Source organism: Streptomyces sp. NPDC059456 (assembly GCF_042750055.1).
Lineage (GTDB): Bacteria > Actinomycetota > Actinomycetes > Streptomycetales > Streptomycetaceae > Streptomyces.
Genome location: NZ_JBHYVA010000046.1, coordinates 1 through 23,983 on the forward strand (window position 1 = coordinate 1; position 23,983 = coordinate 23,983).

Below are 23,983 nucleotides of genomic sequence, written 5' to 3' on the forward strand. Positions count from 1 at the left end.
ACCGAGGACTGCGGGTACTTGGCGACGGCCCGCTCGGCCGCCGCCTGCACCTTGGCGTCCAGGTAGGTCTTCAGCGTGCTCGGCTCGCCCTCCGCCAGCGTCAGCAGCGTCCGCTTCGGGGCGCCCTCCGCGGCCGGCTCGATCCACAGTTCGGCGCCCGGCTTGCCGCCCGCCTTGCCGCCGTACGTCTGCCGCAGCTCGTCCAGGACCGGCCGCAGCGACGGGTACTTCTCGGCGCTGAGCTCCTCGCCGTTGCGGTCCACGGCCTTGACCGGCGGGGCCGCGGGGGCGCCGGCGCGCAGCTTCTCGTCCTTCCGCAGCTGCGGGTGGAGCACCGAGGGCTGCCAGTCGACGAGCGGTTTCCCGCTGGTCGAACCGCGGACGACGGTCAGTTTGGACTCGTAGGCCAGCGGCTTGGTGGCGCCCTCGTACGTGACCTCCGCGGCGACGCCGAACGGGATGGTCGGGCCCGTCTGCGTCCCGGGGGTGATCACGGCCTTGGACACGTACGCCTTGGCCCGGTAGTCGGCCACGGCGGTCTGCGCGGCCTGCACGTCGTTCGTCAGTTCCGCGGCCGCGCGCGCGTCCCCGGCCGCCCAGGCGGCGAAGAACGCCTTCGCGGTCTGTGCGGCCTCCTTGTCGGTGACCGGCCCGCTGCCGGCCGTCGCGGCCTGGACTGTGGTGCCGTCCTTGGCGTCACCGCCGTCCCCGCCGGCGTCGTCGACCAGTGTGTACACCCCGTACCCGGCCCCGCCGACCATCGCCAGGAACACCCCGCCGACGATGGCACCCTTCGCCGCCCCGTTCACGTACTTCCTCCCCGTGGTCCCCAGTTCTCTGAACATGTTCAAAGAACCCCTGGTGCGGACCTTACGCTGCGCGAGGGTGACGTGCACACCTTGTTACCGGACCGGTACCCCCCGGATCCGGCCAGGACCGCTCCTAGACCCAGGAGTCCATCCACATCCGGCCCCGCCAGGAGTCCATCGGGAGGGATTCGCCCGTGTAGATCGGCCAGAAGTAGATGAAGTTCCAGATGATCAGCAGGACCAGCACGCCCGCCGCGATCGCGCCGAGGGCGCGCCTGCGCTCCGACGAGCCCGACGGGCCCAGCAGGGCGCCGATCATCATCGCCACCGCCAGACACAGGTACGGGACGAAGACCACCGCGTAGAAGAAGAAGATGGTCCGCTCCTGGTAGTTGAACCAGGGCAGCAGGCCCGCACCCAGCGCGCACGCGATCGCACCCGCCCGCCAGTCGCGGCGGAAGAACCACCGCCACAGCACGTACAGCAGCGCGAAGCAGCCCGCCCACCACAGCATCGGGGTGCCCAGCGCCAGCACCTCGCGGGCGCACTTGCCCGCCTCCGTCGCCGGGCAGCCGGCCGTGCCGGGATCGGGGGACTCGTAGAAATAGGAGACGGGCCGGCCCAGCACCAGCCAGCTCCACGGGTTCGACTCGTAGGTGTGGCCCGAGGTCAGACCGACGTGGAACTTGTACACCTCGGTCTCGTAGTGCCACAGGCTGCGCAGCCACTCCGGCAGGAACGACAGCGAACTGCCCTGGTCGTTCTTGGCGGCCCAGTCGCGGAAATACCCGCCCTTGCCGTTGTCCGGGCTCAGGATCCAGCCCGTCCAGGAGGCCAGGTACACCGCCACCGCGACCGGCACCGTCGACAGGAAGCCCGGCAGCGCGTCGCGGCGCAGCATCGCCGCGTACGGGGCCCCCGCACCCGCCGTCCGGCGCGCCGCCGCGTCCCACAGGACCGTCAGCACCCCGAAGAAGGCCAGCACGATCAGGCCGTTCCACTTCGTGCCGAACGCCAGGCCCAGACAGACGCCCGCCAGGATCCGGTACGGACGCCAGCCGAAGCGCAGCGTCTCGGCGACCGTGACGTCCGGGCGGGTGCGCCCCTCCTCGTCCACCGGGAGCGCGGCCGCGAGCCGGGCCCGGGCCCTGTCCCGGTCGATCAGCAGCGCACCGAACGCGGCGAGCACGAAGAACATCAGGACCAGGTCGAGCAGCGCGGTCCGGCTCATCACCAGGTGCAGGCCGTCCACCGCGAGCAGCGCGCCCGCCAGGCAGCCCAGGAACGTGGAGCGGAACAGGCGGCGCCCGATCCGGCACAGCATCAGCACCGACAGGGTGCCGAGCACGGCCGTCATGAACCGCCAGCCGAACGGCGTGAAGCCGAACATCCACTCGCCGAGCCCGATGACCCACTTGCCGACCGGCGGGTGCACGACGTAGCCGGGGTCCAGCGGCAGGGCCACCCCGTCCGGGTTGGCGAGGATCGACTTGTCGATGTCCTTGGGCCAGCTCGCCTCGTAGCCCTGCCGGATCGTGGCCCAGGCGTCCTTGGCGTAGTACGTCTCGTCGAATATCACCGCCTTCGGGCTGCCCAGGTGCACGAAGCGCAGCACCCCCGCCACCAGCGCCACCAGCACCGGCCCCGCCCACGCCAGCACGCGCTGCCAGGCCCCCGCCGCGGACGGCGGGATGCCGAGCGCCGTCCACAACTGCTCGGAGGGCCGGGGCGGGCTGGAACGCCTGGCCGGACTCGAGCGCCTCGACCGCCGGGAGCGGCCGGAGCCGCCGGAGCCCCTGCAGCCGCTGGAACTCCGCACGCCGGCCGCGGTCTGACGCGCCACCGCCCCGCCCGGCACCCGCTGCCCGGCACCCCGCTTACTGCCGCCCGTCCAGGCCCTCCGGCAGCCGGCCCGTGTGGATCACGCCGAGGGTCTGGGTGGCCCGGGTCAGGGCGACGTACAGATCGCTCGGCTCGTGGTCCGCGGGCTCCACGACGATCACGGAGTCGAACTCCAGCCCCTTGGCCTGCCGCGGGTCCAACAGGACGACCGGACGGGTGAGGTCGGGCTCCTCCCCCGCCCGCACGCCGGGCAGTTCGACGGCCAGCGCATCGTGCAGCGCGCGCGGCGCGATCACCGCCAGCCGGCCGTCCCGCCCCTCGCCGGCCGGGGTGGCGCCGCGCACCGCGTCCGCGACGGTACGGGCGAGGTCGTCCGTGGCCCGCACCCAGGGCCGCCGTCCCGTGGACCGCACCGAGCTCGGCGGCTCGAATCCGGGGTGGCGGGCCCGGAGCACGGCGGCCGCGACGTCCATGATCTCCGCGGGAGTGCGGTAGTTGACGCCGAGGCGCACCAGCTCGAAGCGGTCCCCGACGTACGGGGCCAGGATCCGGTTCCACGATCCGCAGCCGGCCTCGTCGCCGGTCTGGGCCGGGTCGCCCACCAGCGTCATGGAGCGGGTGGGGCAGCGCCGCATCAGCAACCGCCAGGCCATCTCGGACAGTTCCTGCGCCTCGTCCACGATGACGTGCCCGAAGGCCCAGGTGCGGTCGGCGGCGGCCCGCTCGGCCGCGCTGCGGTGGTCGGCCTCCTCGTGCCGCTCCGCCATCCGCTCCGCGTCGATGATGTCGTGCGCGGCGAGGAACTCGTTCTCCATGTCCTCGAATTCGTACGACTCGGATCCCTGGGACAGGTCCAGGACGCCCTGTGCGTACGCGATGCGCTCCTGCCGCTGCCGCTCCTCGGCGGCGCGCTGCGCACTGTCGTCGAAGCCGAGCAGCTCGGCGGCCTCGTCGAGCAGCGGGATGTCGGCCGGCGTCCAGTCCTGCGTCGTGCGCCGGACCAACTCGGCTTCGCGGGACGGCAGGTGCGTGGGATCGGCGAGGAAGTCGGCGATGAGCTGCCGCGGTGTGAGCGGCGGCCAGAGGCTGTCGATCGCGGAGTGCACCTCGGCGCTGGTCGCGATCTCCTTGCCGAGCTGCGCGACGTCGTCGGCGCCCAGCAGGTTGGGGCCGCCGAACGGATCGGCGCCGAGCCGGTCGGCGAGCTGCTGCGTGAGGGCGTCGATGACGCGGAACGCGAAGTAGGGGCGGGCCAGGTTGTGCGGCAGTCCGGTGGCGCGGGCCCGGTCCCGGGCCTCGTGCGCCATGGTCCGGTCCAGCAGCAGGGTGCCGTAGTCGTCGTGGTCGATCTCCAGGGCCGGTTCGGGGATCACGGCGCTGTCCTCGCCGCTGCCGGCGGGCACGGTCTCGGGCAGCGTCTGGCGGTCGCGCACGACGCGTGCGAGGACCTCGGCCATCGCGGCGCGGCCCTTCACGGCGGCGGCGCCGGGCCGGTCGGCGCCGGTCGCCCGGATGCCGGGGAACAGCTCGCCGAGGGTGGAGAGCAGTACCCCGGTCTCGCCGAGGGAGGGGAGCACCTCGCCGATGTAGCCGAGGAACGCCGGGTTGGGTCCGACGATCAGCACGCCGCGCTTGGCGAGCAGCTCGCGGTGCGCGTAGAGCAGGTAAGCGGCCCGGTGCAGGGCGACGGCCGTCTTGCCGGTTCCCGGGCCGCCCTCCACCACCAGCACGCCGCGGTGGGGCGAGCGGATGATGCGGTCCTGCTCGGCCTGGATGGTCTGCACGATGTCGTGCATGCGGCCCGTGCGGGCGGCGTCGAGCGCGGCGAGCAGCACGGCGTCCGCGTCGGCGCCCTCGTGGCCGGTGCGCTCGGTGTCGGTGAGATCGAGGATCTCGTCGTGCAGGGCCGTGACCTCCCGCCCGCGGGTGGTGAGGTGCCGGCGCCGGCGCAGCCCCATCGGGAAGTGCCCGGTCGCGAGGTAGAACGGGCGGGCCACCTCGGCCCGCCAGTCGAGGACCAGGGGGGTGCGGTCCGCGTCGTCCTGCCTGATTCCGATGCGGCCGATGTGGTGGTCCCGGCCGTCGGAGAACTCGAGGCGGCCGAAACACAGGCCGTTCTCGCCAGCGTTCAGCGCGGAAAGCAGGCCGGACTGCTCGGCGACGAGCACGTCGCGCTCCAGTCGCGCCTGGAACCCGCTCCCCGTTCCGGCCAGTGCGTGCTGCACGGCGCGTTCGGCCTGGTCGCGCAGGTCGTCGAGGCGCGCATAGAGCGCGTCGATGAATTGCTGTTCATTACGGAATTCCACGGTTGACAATTCCACTCCCGACCCGATACGATGTCCCCGTAAAGCTTCTTCACGTCCTGATTTCATCAGCGCGTGAAATGTCAAATATACCCAGACGAATACCCCGGCCGTCAATTCGGTCCGGGGTATTTTTCGTGGCACGGGGCCCTGTCGAGGTCGTGCACGCTACCGGGTGGGGGCGCCGCCCATCATGCGGAGCATCGAGCGCCCGCCGGTACGGAAGAACCTCCACAGCAGGGCCCCGGCCAGCAGCAGGAACACGATGTTGAGCCAGGTCGTGTAGTCCCAGCTCACGCCTTCCATCGGGATCTGCGCGTCCTGTGGATCGGGGATGAGGCCCAGGGCCCCGAAGCCGAACTCCACGACGTAGCCGGCGATCACCATGGCCGGGTAGAAGGTGCCGAGCAGGAAGAGCGCCATCCGCCTCCCGTAGTACTTCCGGTAGATGTTGAGGATCGGCAGGATCAACAGGTCGGCGAAGATGAAGGCCACGACGCCGCCGAAGCTGATACCGCCTTTCCAGAGCACCACGGCCAGCGGGACGTTGCCGATGGAGCAGACGAACGAGGCGATCGCGACCAGCGGGCCGATGAGCGGACCCCACAGCTTCGCCGCGAGCGGGTGGCCCTCGAAGAAGAAGGACTGCCAGAAGGAGTCCGGCACCCAGGCGGCGATGGCCCCGGCGATGAGCAGGCCGATCACGAGGTCCCGCAGGATCGCCGCCCACTCCATGGCGAAGATGTGCGCGGTCGAGGTGAAGCCGTCCCCGGACAGCAGCCGCCGGGCGAAGGAGCCCTCGCCCCGCACCGACATGTCCATCGCCGCGTGCCCCTCCATCGACCCGGCGAGCCCCCGCTCCGCCTGCTCGCGCGCCCCGCGCAGCAGCCCTTCGCCCAGGAACAGCCGGAACAGCACCGCCAGAACGATGATCATGACCGGGCCGCCGACGAACTCCGCCAGGGTGAACTGCCAGCCCAGCAGCAGGGCCAGGATCACCCCGAGCTCGATGACCAGATTGGTGGAGGCGATCTCGAAGGCCATCGCGGCGGTGAAGTCGGCGCCCTTGCGGAACAGCGACCGCGCCAGCGCGACGGCGGCGTACGAACACGAGGACGACGCCGAGCCGAGCCCGGCGGCGACGGCCAGGGTGCGGGGGCGGTCGTCACCGAGCAGGGAGACGACGGTGGACTTCCGCACCACGGCCTGGACGACGGCGGACAGGAGGAACCCCAGGATCAACGCCCAGGTGATCTGCCAGGTCATCGCACCGGTGATCGACAGTGCGTGCAGGATCGCGTGCATGGCCCCCGATCCCTCCTTCCGTGGCCGCGGGGCGCCACCCTAGGCCGACCCCGGTCGCCCCGGCCGGGCGACGCGCGGGCCGGGCGGGCGTCACCCGGACGGCTCACCCGTCAGGCTTTCGGCGCCGTGCACTGCTTTGGTGGGTACAAGAGCTGTCCACCACATGGAGCACTCTCATGTATGAAATGCAGGTCGGTGAGGCGGCCTCAGGGCCTGGCCTCGTATGGCACGTCGTCGCCCGGGACCGCCGGGCCACCCTGTGCGGCCGCCCCCTCCAGCCGGGCGGCAGCGCCGAAACGGACCACCACTGCATGGCGTGTATGACGGCCTTTCAGAACGTCATGCGGGAAGGGTCCGCAGAGTCCTGACACCAGCGCCCGCCGCCGGTGATCCGGGCCGGCCGGAGGCCGGACACCGGCGGCGGGCGCCTACAGGAACCACGAAAGGAAACCAAAGTCATCCTTATGGATGATCGGGGATGCTATCGTTTTCACTTATGAAGACGATAGGACTGCTCGGTGGAATGAGCTGGGAGTCGACCGCCGAGTACTACCGGCTGCTGAACCAGCTCACCCGCGACCGGCTCGGGGGTCTGCATTCGGCCCGCTGCGTGCTGTACTCCGTGGACTTCGCGGAAATCGAGCAGCTCCAGACCGAGGGCCGGTGGGCCGAGGCCGGCGACCTGCTCGCGGAGGCCGCGGGACGGCTGGAAGCCGCCGGCGCGGATCTCGTGCTCATCTGCACGAACACCATGCACAAGGTCGCGGACCGGGTCCAGGAGGGCCTCTCGGTGCCGCTGCTGCACCTCGCCGACGCCACCGCCGACGCCGTGAAGACGGCCGGCCTGACGCGCATCGGACTGCTGGGCACCGCGTTCACGATGGAACAGGAGTTCTACCGGGGCCGGCTCGCGGCGGCCGGACTGGACGTGTGCGTCCCGGACGCCGACGGGCGCGCACTCGTCCACCGGGTCATCTACGAGGAGTTGTGCCAGGGCATCGTCCGCGAACCGTCGCGCACCGCCTACCAGCGCGTCATCGCCGGACTCGTGGCCGACGGCGCCCAGGGGATCATCCTGGGCTGCACCGAGATCGAGCTGCTGATCGGCGCCGGGGACAGCCCCGTGCCCGTCTTCCCCACCGCACGGATCCACGCCGAAGCCGCGGTCGAGGCGGCGCTGTCCGCGCGTTGACGTTTGGCTTGAATCCACCGGTGCACGGAACCGGCCGGTCCGCCCCGTGCCATCATTCGACGCCATCAAGCCATCAGGGGGGTGGGCGTGGTCGTCGAGAACTGGCAGCAGGCTGCCGTGGTCGTGGTCGTCGTGGTGGTGCTGGGCCTGTTCCTGTGGTCCATGCGGCACCGGATCACGAAGCTCCGGTTGCGGCCGTGGAGCGGCGTCGTGGAGGCGGCTCCGGACACGGACCCGGGCGACCAGGTCCTCCAGGCGAAGCGCTCGAAGGTGCTGAAGTCATGGATCAGCACCTTCAAGGAAGGCAAGATCCGGCTCGTGGACTCGAAGGTCAAGAAGAGCACCATCGTCGTGCGCAAGGACGACGACCCGGACCCCGACCCGGGCACCACCCCCGGCCGCGGCCCGGGCCCCGGCCCCGGCGGGCCGCAGGGCGGAGCGGGCCGGAGCTGACCCGGCCGGCCGCACTCAGGGGACTTCCGGGGGGAAGACAGCGTGCACGTAGACCGCGCCGAGCACCTGGCGCACGCCGCCCGTGCGATCGGCGAAGGGGCCTCGCACCGGGCCCTGTTCTTCGAGGGCGACGCGGGGATCGGCAAAACGGCCCTGCTCGTGGAGGTCCACCGGCGGCACGGCGACAGCACGGTCTGCTACGTCGACCTCGAGACCGCGTACGCCGCCTTCGACGTACTGAACGACATCGCCCGGCAGGCCGCCGGGCAGGGCGTCCGCATGGACTCCTTCCGGGCGCTCAAACAGCGCTACGGCGAGGTGCCGACGGTGAACCTCCAGGGCATGTCGATGAACCGGTCGCACCTCGACATAGCCCTGAGCGTCAACGCGGACCGCGACACCCAGAACTCGGCGCTGAGCGACGAACTCGTCGCGCGCCTGGCCGAGTCGGCGACCGGCTCCGGCTCCGGCTCCGGCTCCGGGCCGATCGTGGTGCTCGACGGCTTCGACCGGTGCGAGCCCCCGCTGCAGAGCTGGATCAGCACCGGCTTCCTGCCCGACCTGCTGGCCACCCGCCGCATCACCGTCTTCCTCGCCGGGCGCAGCGTCCCGAGCCTCTCCCACCCGTACGCCGGGTCCGTCCGCAATCTGATCCTGACCCCCTTCGACGCCGCGACCGTCCAGGAATGGATCGACCTGGCCGGCATCGACGAGCTCAAGGACTCGGCCGAGGCACTGTGCAGCAGACTGGACGGACTGCCCTCGGCGATCGCGGAGTTCCTGTCCCATTTCCCCCGGGAGGGCTGACCCCTGGACACGGACCTCGTCCTGCGCCGCGTCCGCGGCACCTTCGCCGCGCTGCCGCCCGCACGGCGCTCACTGCTCGAACACCTCTGCGTGTACGACTGGTTCGACCCGGACATCGTCGAGTACACGGCCGATGCGCTCGGCGTCCCCGCCGACAGCGGGCCGCTGGTCCGGCTGCCGGTCGTCGAGTCCCGCCCCATGGCGGCCGTCGAGGAGTTCCGGCTGCCCCCGCTGCTGCGCAAGGACCTGCTCGACCGGCTCGGCGCGGAGGAGGGCGCCACCCTCGGGCGCGCGCACCGGCTCGCCGCCGCGTACTACCACCAGCCGCTCGACCCGTTCCGCACCGACCGGATCGGCTGGTACGTGGCACAGGTCCACCATCTGGCGTGTTCGAACCCCGACCGCGCCCTGAACCGGCTGGCGGCCTTCTCCCACACGGCCCTGCTCGCCGGCCATCCGGAGGCGGGGAGCAGGGCGGCCGCGGCCGCCCTGAACTCCGGGGCGGAGTCGCGGGACCTGACCGTGCTGGCGGAGGTCGTGCGGTCCGTCGCGCTGATCCTCGCCGCCCGGACGGACGTCGAGGGCCGGGTGATCGTCCGGCTGGACGGCCTGCTGGCCGGCGCCCGTCCCCCGCACGACCTGGCCGCCGCACGGATCGGCCGGCTCGCCCGCGACCTGGTCACGTACTACAGCGAGCGCCGGGCCCCCGTCCCCACGCTGACGGCGGCGCTCGCGCCGGCGGCCGCGCGGGGGGCGGAGCGGCGGGGCATGCCCGAGGTGTCCGCGAGCCTGTCCGTCGCGGAGGAGTTCGCGCACTTCCCGCACACCGTCATGCGCCGCGACCACATGGTCGAGGTGGTCGGCCGGCGCAAGACGCGTCACTCCGTCACCTCGACGCTGCACGCCTCCGGCACCGGCAGCACCCGTGCGGTGATCGACATCTTCCCGTGGGACTACGGCGAGACGCTGGACAAGCTCGACATCAGGGACGCGAACGGCGGTGTGGTGCCCTCGCTGAAGCGGGTCGAGGTGCAGTCGTACATCGCGAACGCCGTCTCGTACTGGCTCGCCGACGACGGCGGGGACGACGGGGACGAAGGGGACGGCGAGCATGCCGGCGCCGCCGCCGGACGGGGCCGCGGCATCGAGGTGCGCGCCTCGCACCGGGAGATCTCCAGCGCCCTGAGTTCCGCCGTGCAGAGCCGCCAGCACGAGACCGTCGCGGCGCTCCTGGAGACGGCGACCGAGGCCACCCGGGGCGACCTGGGTGACCGCATCCGCGCGGCCACCCGCCACCTGCCGCTGGTCGCCGACCTGGACACGGCGTACGGGACCTCCCCGAGGCTGCGGTACGGCTACGACGGCGCGTGCGTGCTGCGCCGCCACGGGCTGATCGGGGTCACCGCGGAGCTGGAACTCTGCCTGCCGACCGAGGCCCGCAACCAGCTGGCCGTACCCACGCCCGACGGGGTCGAACTGGCCGGCATCGGGATGTCCGACCCGCGGTGGAGCATCGAGCCGGTCCGCGCGCCCTCCGACCGGCGGGACGCGGCCCATCGCGACCTGCCGGAGCAGTTCGCCGTCCGCTTCGGGGAGTCCGGCCCGGACGGGGGCGCCGTCGGGGAGCCGGCCCACCGGGTCGGGCGGACCACGCTCCGGCTGTACTACGTCCCCCACCGCAAGGACCTGCGGCGGGTCATCTGGGGCAATCTGCTCTGCGTGCTGATCTGCCTGGTCGCGACGTTCCTGCCGTTCTTCGTGGACCACACCGAGTGGCCCAGCGTGATCCCCGTCGTGGCCACGCTCAGCATCTTCCTGGAGCGGGCCCAGAACCGGCGCCAGCATCCGGCCGACAACGACGAGGGGGTGTACTCGTACGCCAACCGCCGGCTCAACGTCGTCTACGGCGCCGGCATGGTCGCGGCACTGCTGGCGACCTCCGCGCTCCAGGTGGCCGACGTCGCCGTGTTCCTGTGGCTCACCGTGTCCTCCCTCGTGGTCTGCCTGACCTCCACGGGCGCCCTGATCGCCTCCGCCGTCCGGCACCGCCACCCGCTGGAGGCCCGTGCCGCGTCACGCGCCCTCGACTAGTCGTCCCGTGCCGTCAGACGGGGCCGCTGCCCTTGGTCCTTCACGGGGTTGCCGGCTCCACGGGGAGGAGGTCCGGGCGCTTCGCCGTACGGAAGTCCCCCGAGGAGCGGCCGCGCAGGCGTCTGCCCAGCCACGGCCCGAGGAACGCGGCGGCCCAGCGCAGTTCGGCGGCAACGCCGGGCGGGGCCACGGGATCGGGCGGCAGCGGGTGCGTCCAGGAGTCGTCGCTGCCCGGCAGGCCGAGGGCGTGCGCGAGCGAGGCGGCGATCCGCCGGTGGCCGAGCGGACTGGCGTGCAGCCGGTCCGCGCTCCACAGGCGGGCGTCGGTGACCACCGGATGGCGCCCCGTCTCGACGAGGACCACTCCGTGGCGGCCCGCCGCCGCGCGGATCCGGTCGTTGAGGGCGCTCACGCGCGGGGAGAGGGGGCGGGCGAGCGGGGTGATCCGCGCGAGGTCCGGGAAGGTCAGCGTGGCGACGCGGGCGCCCTGGCCGGTGAGCGCCGCGAACATCGCCTCCAGGTGGCCGGCGACCTCGTCGGCGTCGAACCGGGGCCGCAGCACGTCGTTGACCCCGGCGACCACGGTGGCCAGGTCCGGGCGCAGGGCGAGGGCGCGGGCGAGCTGCTCGGCGCGGACCTGCCCGGCCAGCCTGCCGCGGACGGCCAGGTTGGCGTACCGCAGGCCGGGGCTGTGGAGCGCGAGCTGCTCGGCGAGCCGGTCGGCGAGCCCGCGCAGCCCGGTGGCGTCGTCGCCGTCGCCGAGGCCCTCGGTCTGACTGTCGCCCAGGGCGACGTAGCGCAGGTACCGGTACGGGTGCTCAGTGTCCGGCACGGGCCGCCTCCCGCTCCCGCAGGACGGCGATCGTGCGCTCGCACCAGTCGCGGTTGCCCTGCTCGAAGGCGAGGCCGCGCAGGCAGGTCAGATAAGGGCCTACGCGCTCGCCGTGGCGCAGGAAGTCCTCCTCGGTGCGGTCGCCGCGCATGGTGCGCAGCAGCTTGCCGAAGAGTTCGGCCTTGGCCCGGGCGAAGGCGGCGCGTTCGGTGAGCCGGTCGACGAGCGTCGCGGTGTCGACGTGGTCGGCGGCCTGGACCTTGACGACGAGGTCGTCGCGGATGGAGGAGGGCTTGGCGGCGGAGGCGGTGAACCGCTCCAGCTCGGCGAGGCCCGCGTCGGTGACGGTGAACAGGCGCTTGTTGGGCCGGGCGTCCTGGACCACTTCGCGGCCCGTGATCAGCCCGTCGTTCTCCAGCCGGGTCAGCTCGGCGTAGAGCTGCTGCGGGAGCGCGTGCCAGAAGTTCGCCACGCCGAGGTCGAAGGCCTTGGCCAGTTGGTAGCCGCTCAGTTCCTCGTCCAGCAGCGCCGCCAGTACGGCGTGGTGCAAAGCCATCGGATCGCCTCCTCCTCGTCGCTGCCGCCCCTGTTCCCGGACGCCCTCCGCATGATACTCAAGAATCTGACTAATCACATTGATGAGTAGCCGTACATCAGGGAGAAGCCGTGACCGCAGCAGACCGTTTCCGGGCCGCCGTCGACAGCCGTGACCTCGCGGCCCTGGAGGACCTGTTCACCGAGGACGTGCGCCTGTACAGCCCCGTGAAGTTCACGCCGTTCGAAGGGCGGCCGATGGTGCTCGGCCTCTTCGGGGTGCTGCTGCGCACCTTCGGGGACTTCCGCTACGTCGGGCAGTACGCGGGCAGTGCCGAGACCAGCGTCGACGGCGCGGTCGCCCCGTCGGAGATCCTGCTGTTCCGGGCGACGGTGAACGGCAAGGCGATCCACGGCATCGACCTGCTGCACTTCGCCGAAGACGGCCGGATCAAGGAGTTCACGGTGATGGTCCGGCCCCGGTCAGCGGTGCACGCCCTGGGCGAGGCGGTGCTCGCCGGGCTGGTCGCCGACGGCCTGGCCCCGGCTCCGGCCTCGGGCAGCGTGGCCGGTTAGGCTGGGCGGCCCGGCGGCCGGGGAGGAACGGAATCCGGGCACGCAGCACGACCGCGGGCACCGCGGGCGAGGAAAAAGGGGGAGCCGCGGATGACCGTCACCACCCGTGTGGCGCTGGCCACGTCGGACCTGGGGCTGGCCTGGGACGCCGATCTGCCGCTGATGCTCGACGCGCTGCGCGCCAGCGGCGTCGACGCGGTGGCGGCGGCCTGGGACGCCCCGGACTTCGACTGGTCGGCATGCGCCGCCGTGGTCGTCCGGTCCACCTGGGGCTACCCGGAGCGGTGGGCGCAGTACCTGGCCTGGGCCGACGCGGTTCAGGGCGTGACGCGCCTCGACAATCCTGCCGGGCTGCTGCGCTGGAACGCCGACAAGCGCTACCTCGGGGAGCTCGCGGCCCGGGGCGTCCCCGTCGTACCGACCCGGTTCATCGCCCCCGGCGAGGCCGTCGACCTGCCCGCGCACGGCCAGTTCGTCGTCAAGCCGACCGTCTCGGCCGGAGCGCGGGACACCGCGCGGTACGCGCAGGACCATCACGAGCGGGCCGCCGCGCACGTCGCCGCCCTCCACGCGGGCGGCTCGACCGCGATGGTGCAGCCGTACCTGTCCCGGATCGACGAGGGCGAACGGGCACTCGTCTTCCTCGGCGGCGTGTTCAGCCATGCGATCCGCAAGGGCCCGGTGCTCACCGACGTCGGAGTGGTCGACAACGACCGCGTACCGCATCCGGACCTGGTGCCCCACCTGCCGTCCGAGGCCGAACTGGCCCTGGCCGGGACCGCGCTGGCGGCGGTCCCGGGGGCGGCGGCCCCGCTGTACGCGCGGGTCGACATCGCCTCGGCGGACGACGGATCGCCGGTCGTGATGGAACTGGAGCTCGTGGAACCCAACCTGTTCATGGGTCACGGCGAGCACGGGCTGCGGCGGTTCACCGACCTCGTCCACGCACGGGCCGCGGCCGGCTGAGCTCAGCGGGGGCCGGGCCAGGCGATGCGGGCGGCGACCGGCAGGTGGTCGCTGCCCGTCTCCGGCAGCGCCCGGATCCGGGTGACGGTCGCCGAGCGGGTCAGGACCTGGTCGATCCGGGCCAGCGGCAGCGGTGCGGGCCAGCTGAAGGCGAAGTCCCGGCTCGGCGGGTCCAGCCGCGACAGGACCGGCGCCAGCCCCCGGTCGTCGACGGTGCCGTTGAGGTCCCCGAGCAGGACCAGCGGGCCGGCCGGCTCCGCGGCGATCGCGGCGCCGAGCAGGCGGGCGCTCTCGTCCCGCCGTACGGAGTCGAACCCGTGCGCCGGGCCGAGCCGTACGGAGGGCAGGTGCGCCACGTACACGGCGACGTCGCCGTGCGGCGTACGGGCGGTGGCCCGCAGCCCGCGGTTCCAGCCCGCCCCCGCGCCCGCCGGTCTGATGTCCACCGGCCGCACCTGCGCGAGGGGGTGCCTGGACCAGAGTCCGACCGTGCCCTGCACCGCGTGGTACGGGTACTGCGGCGCCAGCACCGCGGCGTAGGCCGGCGCGGCGGCGGGCGTCAGCTCCTCCAGCGCGAGGAGGTCGGCCCGGGTCCCGGCGAGGGCGCGCGCGGTGCCGGCCGGATCCGGGTTCTCGTCGCCGACGTTGTGCTGGACGGCGAGGAGATCGGGGCTCCGGCCGTCACCGGGCAGCAGGAAGCCGCCGAACAGGCCCAGCCAGGCGGCGGCGGGCAGCAGGACCGCCCACCCGGCCACGGGCGAGCGGCGCAGCAGCGCCAGGGCCGCGAGGACCGGGACGGCCAGGCCGAGCCAGGGCAGGAACGCCTCCAGCAGGCTGCCGGGGCGGCCGGGCACGTCGGGCACCGCGCCGTGGAAGGCAAGCAGGCAGCAGGCGAGGACCGCGAGCCCGGCGAGCACGCATCCCCGGCCGCGTCCCCGGCCGCGTCCCCGCCCGCGCCCGTGCCACGGCCGGCGCCACCCCCGTTCGCCCACGCTCCCCCGCTCCCCCGCCCCGCTCCCCCGCCCCGCTCCGCCCGGCCCGGCGTTCCGCGCGTCGTGACCGGCCGCACGGCACCGCCCGTACGACGACGCGCCGGGCGGCGGTCCGGTTCCCCTCAGGCCGCGGGCCCGGCGGGCCCGCGGCCCGCAACGGTGCCGGGGACGGTGCCGACCCGGGCGAGGACGAGGACCGTGTCGTCGGTCGCCGTGTCGCGCAGCAGGTTGGCGAGGATCCGGTCGGCCGCCTCCTCCAGCGAGCCCAGCGGCGCGCGCAGTTGCTCGCGCAGCGCGTCCATGCCGGTGTCGATGTCCCGGCCGCGGGCTTCGACGAGACCGTCGGTGTAGAGGGCCACGGTGGCGCCCTCGGGCAGTTCCACCTCGACCGACCGGTACGGCACGCCGCCCACGCCGAGCGGCACGCCGGGCACGTCGCCCACGGTGTGCACGCTCCCGTCCCGGTGCCGTACCAGGGGCGGCGGGTGGCCGGCGTTGGCGATGCGGGCGCGGCCGGTGTGGGGGTCGTAGAGCAGGTACAGGCAGGTCGCCCACTCGATGCCGGCCTCCTGGGCGCAGAGGTCGAGTTCCTCGAGCAGGGCGACGGGCTCGGGGTTGTGCCGGGCGAGCGTCTTGGCGGTGATCCGCAGCCGGCCCATGGCCGCGGCGGCGGGGACGCCGTGCCCCATCACGTCGCCCACGACGAGGGCCACCCGGTCTCCGGGCAGGGTGATGGCGTCGTACCAGTCGCCGCCGACCTCGGTGCCGCGGCTTCCGGGCAGGTAGCGGTGACTGATGTCCACGTACGGTCCGGCGGCGGGGGCGCTCGGCAGCAGGGCCCGCTGGAGGGTGAGCGCGATGTCCCGGACCTTGCCGTACAGCCGGGCGTTGTCCAGGCACAGGGCGGCCCGGGAGGCCAGTTCGCCGGCGAGGCCGAGGTCCGCCTCGGCGAAGGCAGGCCGGGCGGCGGAGCGGCCGAACATGGCCAGGCCCTGCACCGTGCCGCGGGCGATGAGCGGGGCGATGACGATGCAGGTCAGCCCGCTGTCCAGGAGCAGCCTCGCCCGCTGCTGGTGGACGACGGTGCGGGTCGCGAAGTCCGCGTCGACCGTGAAGCAGAGCGGACGGCCCGAGCCCAGCATCTGGTGGATGCTGGAGCCCGGCGGGTACGTGACCTCCTCCAGGCCGCTCACCAGCTCGACGGCGGGCTCGGGCAGGACGGTGCCCGAGGCGATCCGGCGGGTGATCAGGGGCAGCCCGGGGTCGAAGTCCTCGGTTTCGTCCATCCACTCCACCAGTTCGACGACGCAGGCGTCGCAGAACTCCGGGACCACCGCGGCGACCAGCTCGCGGGCGGTGGTGTTCAGGTCCAGGGTGGTGCCGATGCCGGCCGCGGCCCGGTCGAGCAGGGCGAGGCGCTGCCGGGCGGCCGTCGCCTCCAGGATGGCCTGCTCCCGGTCGGTGACGTCCAGCAGCAGCCCGCCCAGGCCGCGCCGGGTGTCGCCGGCACCGCTGAGCGGGAAGAAGCTGACCGAGCGCACCTGGTCTCGGTCGGGGTGGCCGGGCGTGCGCAGGCCCACGAGGGCGCCGATCACGGTACGCCCCTCCCGGGCCACGGTGCGCAGCATGCGCTGGTACTCCCCGCCGTCCGAGGTGATCATGATGTCCGCCATCGGGCGGCCGAGGTGAGCGTCGAGCGGGACCCCGTCCATGTCGGCCAGGGCCTGGTTGAGGTGGACGTAGCGCAGGTCCTCGTCCAGCATGACGAGGCCGATCGGGCAGGTCTCGAAGAGGGCGTCGAGGAAGGACAGGTTGGTCTTCACCCGGTCCAGCTCGTCGCCCCGGCTCGCCAGGCCCAGGACGACGGAGGCTCCGGTGGCCCCGGTCAGCGGGAAGACCCGGAAACCGCAGTCGAACACGCTGCCGTCCCGGTGGAGGGCGGGCAGCCGTACGCGCCAGTAGCCGAGGGTGCGGGCGCGTTCCGCGAGGCGTGCCGCCGCGCCGGGGCCGTCGTCGCCGGGGGCCGGCCCGGGGAAGAGGAGCGCGGCGGGCCGGGTCAGCACCGACCCGGCCTCGTGGCCGAACAGGTTCTGTGCGCCGGGGCCCCAGTAGCAGATGCGGTCCTCGTCGTCGAAGCCGAAGACGGCCACCACCACGTGTTCCAGCAAGGACCCCGGTTCGGACCGGATCGGGCCGGGATCCTGCGCGTCCCCCAGCCGGTCCGATGGCATCGGCAGGCCCCCTTCTGCGCGCGGCTCGCGCGTGGCTGACCGGCGCCCGCACGGCGGACACGGGCTGCCCCCTCAATTCTGCCCGCCATCGGGGAGGAGGACATCACGGCGGCGCACGGGAGCCGGGCGGTGACCTCCGGTGACGTCCCGCGGCGAGGCGGCCGGGGGCCCGCCCGCCTCTGCCGGGTTGCCCCTGCGCCGGAGGCCGGGCAGGTCAGGGGCGGTTTCCCGGTGCGGCGGCCGACGGGCAACAGGAAACCCGTCGACCCCCCGGTCCGGGCGGGCAACTCTGAGGACGTCAACACACCGCCCACATCGAGGCAACCCAACAGGGGGACAAGATGCGCAAGATGCTCCGCGGCGCCGCCGCACTCGCCACCACCGCCGCAGCCGTCGTGGCACTGAGCGGCGCGGCCGACGCCAGGCCCGCCGACGACTGGGCCGGCTGTCCGTACGGTTCGGTCTGCATCTACCCGCAGGACCAGAACCCGGCCGTCAAGCCGAGCCACGTCTTCACCAGCTACGGAGCCCACAACCTGAGCAACCAGTACGGCAACCACTGGGTCCTCAACAACCAGTACGGCGGGGCCACCGCGAGCCTGTGCACCGGCTCGGGCGGTGCGGGCTGCGGGGCGCCCATCGCCCAGCAGCGGGGCGTCTACGCCAACCTGACGCCGATCAACTCCATCACCCTCAACCGGCCGTAGCCGGAAGCCCGTTCGCGGCCCTCCGGATCCGCCGCTCCCCCGGCGGTCCCGGAGGGTCGCGCTGCTTGCGCGTTCGCGCCACGCCGGGACCGACGCGCGCCCCGGCGTCCCACCCCCGCGGTAGCCTGGGACCTTCCGTCTCACAACCTGGGCGCGCTGCGCCATGGGGGATGCCGTGGGGGACCCGGACCGCGGACGCAATGCCGACCACCAGCACGATGCACCCGAGGCCGACCGGGCCGGAGGCGCCACCGAGACCACCGAGACCACCGAAGACACCGTCGCGTCCTTCCCCGTCCAGTTGCGCCGGCTGCGGGTGCAGCGCGGCCTCTCGCTGGCCGATCTGGCCCGCCGGACGCACTACAGCAAGGGCTACCTGAGCAAGATCGAGACCGGGGCCAAGCGCGTCACCCACGACGTCGCGCTGCGCTGCGACCGCGTGCTGGAGGCCGGGGGGACCCTTTTGCAGCTGGTCCCCGATCCGGAAGTCCCCCGGGCCCGGCCCGGTTCCGGACCGCAGTCGGCGGGGCCTCGGCCGTCCGGGCCGCAGTCGTCGGGCGGGTGCCCGTACCGCGGACTCGCCGCGTTCACCTCGCGGGACGCGGGCTGGTTCTTCGGCCGCGAACGGGTGACCGCCGCCCTCGCCGAACGGGTCTTCGAACGGATCGGCAGCGGCCCGCTGATGCTCGTCGGCCGGTCGGGGGCCGGTAAGTCGTCCCTGCTCAGCGCAGGTCTCGTACCGGCCCTGCGGAGCACCGGAGGCTTCCCGATGGCGGGCGCGGAGGGGTGGCCGATCATCCGGTTCACGCCGACCTCCCATCCCCTCCAGGAGCTGCTGGACTGCACCGCGAAGGTGCTCGGCGGCGATCTCGGCATCACCGTAAGGGAGTTGCGCGAGCGGCCGCGGCGGCTGCTCGAAGCCGTCCACGGCCTCGCGGACGATACCCCGGCGGCGGCCGGGGAGGGCGGGCGGCCCACGATCCGGCCGGTCCTGCTCGTCGACCAGTTCGAGGAACTCTTCACCCTCTGCTCCGACGAGGACGAGCGGCGCGGATTCGTCCGCGTCCTGTGCGCCCTTTCCGGCACGGAGCCGGGTCCGGCGGCGGGGCCGGGGCCCGAGCCGGGTCCGGGGCCCGGGCCGGAGACGGCCCTGCACGACCCGGCCGTCGTGGTGCTCGGCGTCCGGGCCGACTTCACCGGCAGCTGCCTGGACCTCCCCGAGCTGGCCCCGGTCTTCACCGACGGGCTCTTCGTCCTCCCCCCGATGTCCGTGGCGGAGCTGCGCGAATCCATCACCCGCCCGGCGGAGCTCGCCGGGCTCACGCTCGAACCGGGCCTGGTCCCGCTGCTCCTGCGGGACGCGGGCCTGCGCGCGGAGCCCGGAACGGCCGCCGCCCCGGCGGCCGGGCCCGGTGACACGCCGTCCGGCGCGCTGCCGCTGGTGTCGCACGCGCTGATGGCCACCTGGCAGCGGCGCGCGGGCGCCACCCTGACGGTGGCGGGGTACGAGGACTCGGGCGGCATCCAGGGCGCCGTCGCCCACACCGCCGAGAGCGTGTTCGCCCGCCTGTACCCGGCCGAACAGCGGACGATCCGGCGGATCCTGGTGGCGCTGGTCCATGTCGCGGACGACGCCGGGGCGACCCGGCGGCGCATCGGCCGGACCGCGCTGATGGAGCAGTTCGCAGCGGCGGACCGGGCCGCGCCGGCCCTGGACGCGTTCGTCCGGGCCCGGCTGATCACGCTGGACAGCGACACCGTCGAGATCACCCACGAGGCCCTGCTGCACGCCTGGCCGCGGCTGCGCGGCTGGATCCACGCCGACCGGGACGGGCTGCTGGTCCACCGGCAGCTGGGCCAGGCGGCCGAGGAGTGGGAGCGCGAGGGCCGCGATCCGTCGGTCCTGTACCGCGGGACCAGGCTGGAGGGCGCCGGGCTCTGGGCCGAGGAACTGGACGGCACGAGCCGGCTCGGCCCGTCGGAGGCGGCCTTCCTGCGCGCGAGCCGCGCCGCGGAGGAGGCCCGGCGGGCCCAGGAGCTGCGTCAGGTCCGGCGCCGGCAGCGGATGCTGGCGATGCTCGTCGTCCTGCTGGCCCTGGCCCTGACCGCGGGGGCGCTGGCGTACCGGCAGCGGGAGGGGGCGCTCGGCCAGGAGCGCATCGCCCGTTCCCAGGCCCTCGCGGTGCGGTCGACCTCCCTCGCCGCCGGTCAGCCCGAGGCGTCGATGCGGCTCGCCGAGGAGGCGTACCGCACCCGGGCGACGCCCGAGGCGCGGGGCGCGTTGCTGAGCACGCAGGCCCAGCCGTTCCTCGCCCGCCTGGGCGGCCACGGCGGCCCGGTCAACGCGGTCGCCTTCGGCCCGGGCAACGGGCTGCTGGCGAGTGCCGGTTCGGACGGGAAGGTGCTGCTGCGGCGGATCGCGGACCGGCGGACGACGGCGACCCTGACCATGCCGGGCCGGGTGCGCGGGGTCGCCTTCGGCCCCGGCGGCCGCACCCTCGCGGCGACGTCCACGGACGGGCCGGTACGGCTGTGGGACACGGCGGGGCACCCCCTCGCGGTGCTCCCGCCGCAGACGGCGGACGCGCGGGCCGTGGCCTTCTCCCCCGACGGGCGGACGCTCGCCGTGGCGGGCGCCGACGGGACGGTCGGCCTGTGGGATCCCGAGGGCGGCGGGGCGGCGCTCGCGCTGCTCACCGGCCACACCGGGCGGGTCAACGCCCTGGCGTACGCGCCGGACGGCCGGACCCTCGTGTCGGCGGGCACCGACCGGACCGTACGGCTGTGGGACCCGGTGGCGGCCCGTCAGCTCGCCGTGCTCGAGGGGCACACCGGCGAGGTGCTCGGGGTCGCGTTCGCACCGGACGGGCGGACGGTGGCCTCCGGGGGCGCCGACCGGACCGTGCGGCTGTGGGACGTGGCGCAGCGCAGTACGACGGCGACGCTGACGGGGCACAACGACGACGTCAACGCGGTGGTCTTCACCCCGGACTCCGCCACGGTCGTCAGCGGGAGCGGCGACGGCACCACGCGGCTGTGGGACGTGCGCAGCGGCCGGCTGACCTCGACGCTGTCGGGGCACACCGACTACGTGCTCGCGGTCGCGGTGGACGCCGCCGGCACGATGCTGGCCACCGCGGCCTTCGACCAGTCGGTGGTGCTGTGGGACCTGCGCGGGCCGGTGCTGGCCCCCCGCCCGTTCACCGAGATCTGGCACGCCGCGTACAGCCCGGACGGGAAGCTGCTGGCCACCGCGGACGCCGATCACACGGTCCTGCTCTGGGACGTGGGGGGCCGCCGGGTGGTGGCGACGTTCCCGGGGCACACGGAGTCGGTGTTCTCGGTGGCCTTCTCCCCGGACGGGCGGACGCTGGCCTCGGCGGGCTCCGACGGAACGGTCCGGCTGTGGGACGTGGCCTCCCGTACGGGTCTGGGCACGCTCACCGGGCACGGCGGGACCGTGTTCGCGGTGGCCTTCTCGCCCGACGGGCGGATGCTGGCGTCGGCCGGTTCCGACCGTACGGTCCGGCTGTGGGACGTCGCCTCCCGTTCGGCGCTGGGCACGCTCACCGGGCACGCGGACTTCGCGAACGACGTGGCGTTCAGCCCGGACGGCCGCACGCTGGCGAGCGCCGGAGACGATCTGACGGTACGGCTGTGGGACGTGGCCGGGAGGCGGCCGCTGGCCACCCTGACCGGCCATGCGGGCGCGGTCCGGGCCGTCGCGTTCGCCCCGGACGGGCGGACCCTGGCCAGCAGCGGCAACGACGGCACCGTACGGCTGTGGGACGCCCGGCGGTTCGAGGCCGAGGCCGTGCTGGCCGGGCACACCGGATCCGCCCGCGCCATCGCGTTCTCCCCCGACGGGCGGACGCTCGCCAGCAGCGGCAACGACCGTACGGTACGGCTGTGGGACGTGGCCGGGAGGCGGCTGTGGGCCGCCCTGACGGGGCACGCCAGCGCGGTGTGGGGGGTGGTCTTCTCCCCCGACGGGCGGACGGTGGCCAGCAGCAGCAACGACGGCACGGTACGGCTGTGGAACCCGGACGCCGGGGCCCGGCTAGCGGAGATCGGCCGGCTGCGCGCCGCGCGGCAGCCCTGACGGCCGGGGGTTTCCCGGGGGGGTTTCCCGTTGCCCGTTCGCACGGGGCGACACCGGAGCCTCGACGCGGGCGGCCCGCGGCCGACAGGCTCGTCCGGCAGCGCCCCCACGGCTACGAGAATCGAGGAACGCGCATGCTTCGCAGGTCCGGTCTCATCGGCACGCTCATCGCACTCCTGGTCTGCCTCCTGTGGAGCCCCGCGCCGGCATCGGCCGCCGACGGATCCTGCCGGGTCCTGGCCCCGGGGGCGTCCGCCGCCGCCGAGCGGGCCGTCGACGCGGCCTGCGCCCAGGTCGCGGCCGACGTCTGGTACACGTGGGGCGGCGGCCACGGCGCGCAGCCCGGCCCCACGTACGGTCAGGTGGACCCCACGGATCCGGCCAGCGAACACGACCCCGAGCGGCTCGGGTTCGACTGTTCGGGACTGGTGCGCCACGCCTACGCCCGGGCCACCGGCTCCGACATCCTCGACGGGGACGCCAGCGCCCAGTACTACACGCACCACGCGGCCGAACGCTTCACCGCGGCCCGGGGGACGGCTCCGCTGCTCCCCGGCGACCTGCTGGTCTGGGGGACCTCCCGGGACCTGCACCACATCGCGGTGTACCTGGGGGCGGGGAAGATGGCGGAAGCCCGGCAGTCCGGTACGAAACTGATGGTCAGTGACGTCCGGCTGGGCGGCGACTACTACGGTGCGGTGCGGATCGACCCGGGCCCGCTGACCGGGCACGTGTTCCGGACGTGGGGCACCGGTGTCTGGACCAAGGCCGAGCCGTCCACCGCGTCCGCACGGGTCTACGCCTTCCCGGGGCCGACCACGATCCGCGTCCAGTGCCAGAAGCACGCGCAGGAGGTCACCTCCGACGGCTACACCAACGACGCCTGGTCCTATCTGCCCGACTACGGGGCATGGGTCACCAACATCTACGTCCAGGGCACCGCTTGGCTGGAAAACGTCCCTGCGTGCACCTTCTGAGGCGGTACGCGGCTCGGACCCCGTCCGACCAGCACGTACGATCGCAAGCCGGGGACTCGACCGCTTGCGCGGCGGTGGGCCCCGACGCGAAACCCAGTCCGTCATCTCGTAGTTGAGGAACAACGTGCGCCTGCCTCTCGACCGACGCCTGACTCTCAGCGCCGCCCTGCTCGCCGTGGTGGCCGGTGTGGTCCCGGCGACCGCCGCCCAGGCGGCCGCGAGCCCCTTCACCGGCACCGCGACGGCCGCCGCGCCCGCGCCGACGCCCGATCTCGACGCCGTGACGCAGGCGTTGAAGAACACCACCGCGGCCGGGGCGCCGGGCGCCATGGTCCGCATCACCGGTTCCGGGGCTCCGCTGACCAGTGCGGTGGGCGTGCAGGACCGCACCACGGGTGCGGCCATGGACCTGAACGGCCGTTTCCGGATCGGCAGCGTCACGAAGACGTTCTCCAGCGTCGTCCTGCTCCAGCTGGTGAACGAGGGGAAGCTGAGCCTGGACGCCCCGGTCGACCAGTACCTGCCCGGGCTGCTGCCGGACAACCGGATCACGGTGCGTCATCTGCTCACCCACCGCAGTGGGCTGTCGGACTACACGAACGCCATGTTCGACAAGACCGTGCCCGGCTTCGAGGCCGTCCGCAACAAGGTCTTCACGTACCAGGAGCTGGTCGCGCTGTCGCTGCGCGAGCCGCGCACGAGCGAGCCGGGCGTCGCGTACAGCTACTCCAACACCAACTTCGTGGTCGTCGGCATGCTCATCGAGAAGGCCACCGGGAACGCCGTGGCCAAGGAGTACGACCGCCGCATCATCAAGCCGCTGAAGCTGAAGAACACCTCGTACGTGCACCCCTCGACGCAGATCAAGGGTGCGCACCTGCACGGCTACCTCACCCCGGACGAGGCCGGCGCGCCGCTGGTCGACTCCACGGAGCAGACGGTCTCCTGGGCGCAGTCCGCCGGTGCGATGATCTCGAGCGCGGCCGACCTGAACACCTTCATGTCCGCGCTGCTCGGCGGCAAGCTGCTGGCGCCCGCGATGCTGGACGCCATGCTCACCGTGACCCCGACCGACACCACGAACACCCGTTTCTACGGTCTGGGCCTGCGCCGCTACGACCTGTCGTGCGGTACCTCGGTGTACGGGCACACGGGCACGGTCCAGGGCTTCTACACGTACGCCTTCGCCACGCGCGACGGGAAGCGCAGCCTCGCCGCGGTGGCGAACACCTCGAACAGGGGCGCCGCGAACACGGCCCTGGGC

Annotated in this window: 19 protein-coding genes; 11 read left to right on the forward strand and 8 right to left on the reverse strand. The window is 73.5% G+C overall.

Going from position 1 to position 23,983, the window contains the following annotated elements; translation table 11 throughout:
- Positions 1–845, reverse strand: an 845-nt coding sequence (locus ACFXA3_RS07025; protein WP_385183045.1) for an NTF2-like N-terminal transpeptidase domain-containing protein, incomplete at its 3' end; no start/stop codon positions are given.
- Between the two features lie 97 nt (positions 846–942).
- Positions 943–2,520 carry a dolichyl-phosphate-mannose--protein mannosyltransferase gene (locus ACFXA3_RS07030; protein WP_385183048.1) on the reverse strand — a complete coding sequence of 526 codons (1,578 nt, stop codon included), beginning with the start codon at positions 2,518–2,520 and terminating at the stop codon, positions 943–945.
- Here ACFXA3_RS07030 and ACFXA3_RS07035 point away from each other — a divergent pair.
- Positions 2,501–2,644 (forward strand): hypothetical protein, encoded by a 144-nt coding sequence (locus ACFXA3_RS07035; RefSeq protein WP_385183051.1) that lies wholly within the window; start codon positions 2,501–2,503, stop codon positions 2,642–2,644. The genes ACFXA3_RS07030 and ACFXA3_RS07035 overlap by 20 nt on opposite strands.
- Before the next feature lie 42 nt (positions 2,645–2,686).
- Here ACFXA3_RS07035 and ACFXA3_RS07040 read toward each other — a convergent pair whose 3' ends face one another.
- Positions 2,687–5,023 (reverse strand): HelD family protein, encoded by a 2,337-nt coding sequence (locus tag ACFXA3_RS07040; protein WP_385183054.1) that lies wholly within the window; start codon positions 5,021–5,023, stop codon positions 2,687–2,689.
- 99 nt (positions 5,024–5,122) lie between these two features.
- Positions 5,123–6,259 (reverse strand): permease, encoded by a 1,137-nt coding sequence (locus ACFXA3_RS07045; RefSeq protein WP_385183056.1) that lies wholly within the window; start codon positions 6,257–6,259, stop codon positions 5,123–5,125.
- A gap of 496 nt (positions 6,260–6,755) precedes the next feature.
- On the opposite strand from ACFXA3_RS07045, the gene ACFXA3_RS07050 reads away from it, so the two are divergent.
- From ACFXA3_RS07050 to ACFXA3_RS07065, 4 genes are all read left to right on the forward strand, one after another.
- Entirely contained in the window at positions 6,756–7,451 is a 696-nt protein-coding gene (locus ACFXA3_RS07050; protein WP_385183059.1) for an aspartate/glutamate racemase family protein, read from the forward strand.
- 87 nt (positions 7,452–7,538) lie between these two features.
- Complete coding sequence (locus ACFXA3_RS07055) at positions 7,539–7,904, forward strand: hypothetical protein (RefSeq protein ID WP_385183061.1); 366 nt, start codon at positions 7,539–7,541, stop codon at positions 7,902–7,904.
- A gap of 42 nt (positions 7,905–7,946) precedes the next feature.
- On the forward strand, positions 7,947–8,711 hold the full coding sequence (locus ACFXA3_RS07060) for a hypothetical protein (RefSeq protein ID WP_385183064.1): 765 nt from the start codon (positions 7,947–7,949) through the stop codon (positions 8,709–8,711).
- Between the two features lie 90 nt (positions 8,712–8,801).
- Positions 8,802–10,802, forward strand: a complete 2,001-nt coding sequence (locus tag ACFXA3_RS07065; RefSeq protein WP_385183066.1) for a hypothetical protein — start codon at positions 8,802–8,804, stop codon at positions 10,800–10,802.
- A gap of 40 nt (positions 10,803–10,842) precedes the next feature.
- Here ACFXA3_RS07065 and ACFXA3_RS07070 read toward each other — a convergent pair whose 3' ends face one another.
- Together ACFXA3_RS07070 and ACFXA3_RS07075 are read right to left on the reverse strand one after the other, a co-directional pair.
- Positions 10,843–11,634 carry an SGNH/GDSL hydrolase family protein gene (locus tag ACFXA3_RS07070; RefSeq protein ID WP_385183068.1) on the reverse strand — a complete coding sequence of 264 codons (792 nt, stop codon included), beginning with the start codon at positions 11,632–11,634 and terminating at the stop codon, positions 10,843–10,845.
- The gene (locus ACFXA3_RS07075; protein WP_385183071.1) at positions 11,621–12,190 is read right to left on the reverse strand and encodes a PadR family transcriptional regulator; all 570 of its coding nucleotides are present in this window, start codon (positions 12,188–12,190) and stop codon (positions 11,621–11,623) included. The genes ACFXA3_RS07070 and ACFXA3_RS07075 overlap by 14 nt, the downstream gene beginning before the upstream one ends.
- 110 nt (positions 12,191–12,300) lie before the next feature.
- Between ACFXA3_RS07075 and ACFXA3_RS07080 the strand changes: the two genes are divergently transcribed.
- A complete protein-coding gene (locus tag ACFXA3_RS07080; RefSeq protein WP_385183073.1) occupies positions 12,301–12,744 on the forward strand; it encodes a nuclear transport factor 2 family protein in 444 nt (147 codons plus the stop codon).
- A 90-nt stretch (positions 12,745–12,834) separates the two neighbouring features.
- Positions 12,835–13,710, forward strand: coding sequence for a hypothetical protein (locus tag ACFXA3_RS07085; protein WP_385183076.1), 876 nt, complete (start codon positions 12,835–12,837; stop codon positions 13,708–13,710).
- 2 nt (positions 13,711–13,712) lie between these two features.
- On the opposite strand, the gene ACFXA3_RS07090 is transcribed toward ACFXA3_RS07085, so the two are convergent.
- The gene (locus ACFXA3_RS07090; protein ID WP_385183079.1) at positions 13,713–14,627 is read right to left on the reverse strand and encodes an endonuclease/exonuclease/phosphatase family protein; all 915 of its coding nucleotides are present in this window, start codon (positions 14,625–14,627) and stop codon (positions 13,713–13,715) included.
- 197 nt (positions 14,628–14,824) lie between these two features.
- Positions 14,825–16,933: a SpoIIE family protein phosphatase gene (locus ACFXA3_RS07095; protein WP_385183081.1), complete on the reverse strand. Its 2,109-nt coding sequence runs from the start codon at positions 16,931–16,933 to the stop codon at positions 14,825–14,827.
- A gap of 341 nt (positions 16,934–17,274) precedes the next feature.
- On the opposite strand from ACFXA3_RS07095, the gene ACFXA3_RS07100 reads away from it, so the two are divergent.
- The 4 genes from ACFXA3_RS07100 to ACFXA3_RS07115 form a co-directional block, all read left to right on the forward strand.
- Positions 17,275–17,640: a hypothetical protein gene (locus ACFXA3_RS07100; RefSeq protein WP_385183082.1), complete on the forward strand. Its 366-nt coding sequence runs from the start codon at positions 17,275–17,277 to the stop codon at positions 17,638–17,640.
- Positions 17,641–17,815: 175 nt separating this feature from the next.
- Positions 17,816–21,742: a helix-turn-helix domain-containing protein gene (locus tag ACFXA3_RS07105; RefSeq protein WP_385183084.1), complete on the forward strand. Its 3,927-nt coding sequence runs from the start codon at positions 17,816–17,818 to the stop codon at positions 21,740–21,742.
- Positions 21,743–21,876: 134 nt separating this feature from the next.
- Positions 21,877–22,719, forward strand: a complete 843-nt coding sequence (locus ACFXA3_RS07110; RefSeq protein WP_385183087.1) for a C40 family peptidase — start codon at positions 21,877–21,879, stop codon at positions 22,717–22,719.
- A 124-nt stretch (positions 22,720–22,843) separates the two neighbouring features.
- Positions 22,844–23,983, forward strand: a 1,140-nt coding sequence (locus tag ACFXA3_RS07115; protein ID WP_385183090.1) for a serine hydrolase domain-containing protein, incomplete at its 3' end; no start/stop codon positions are given.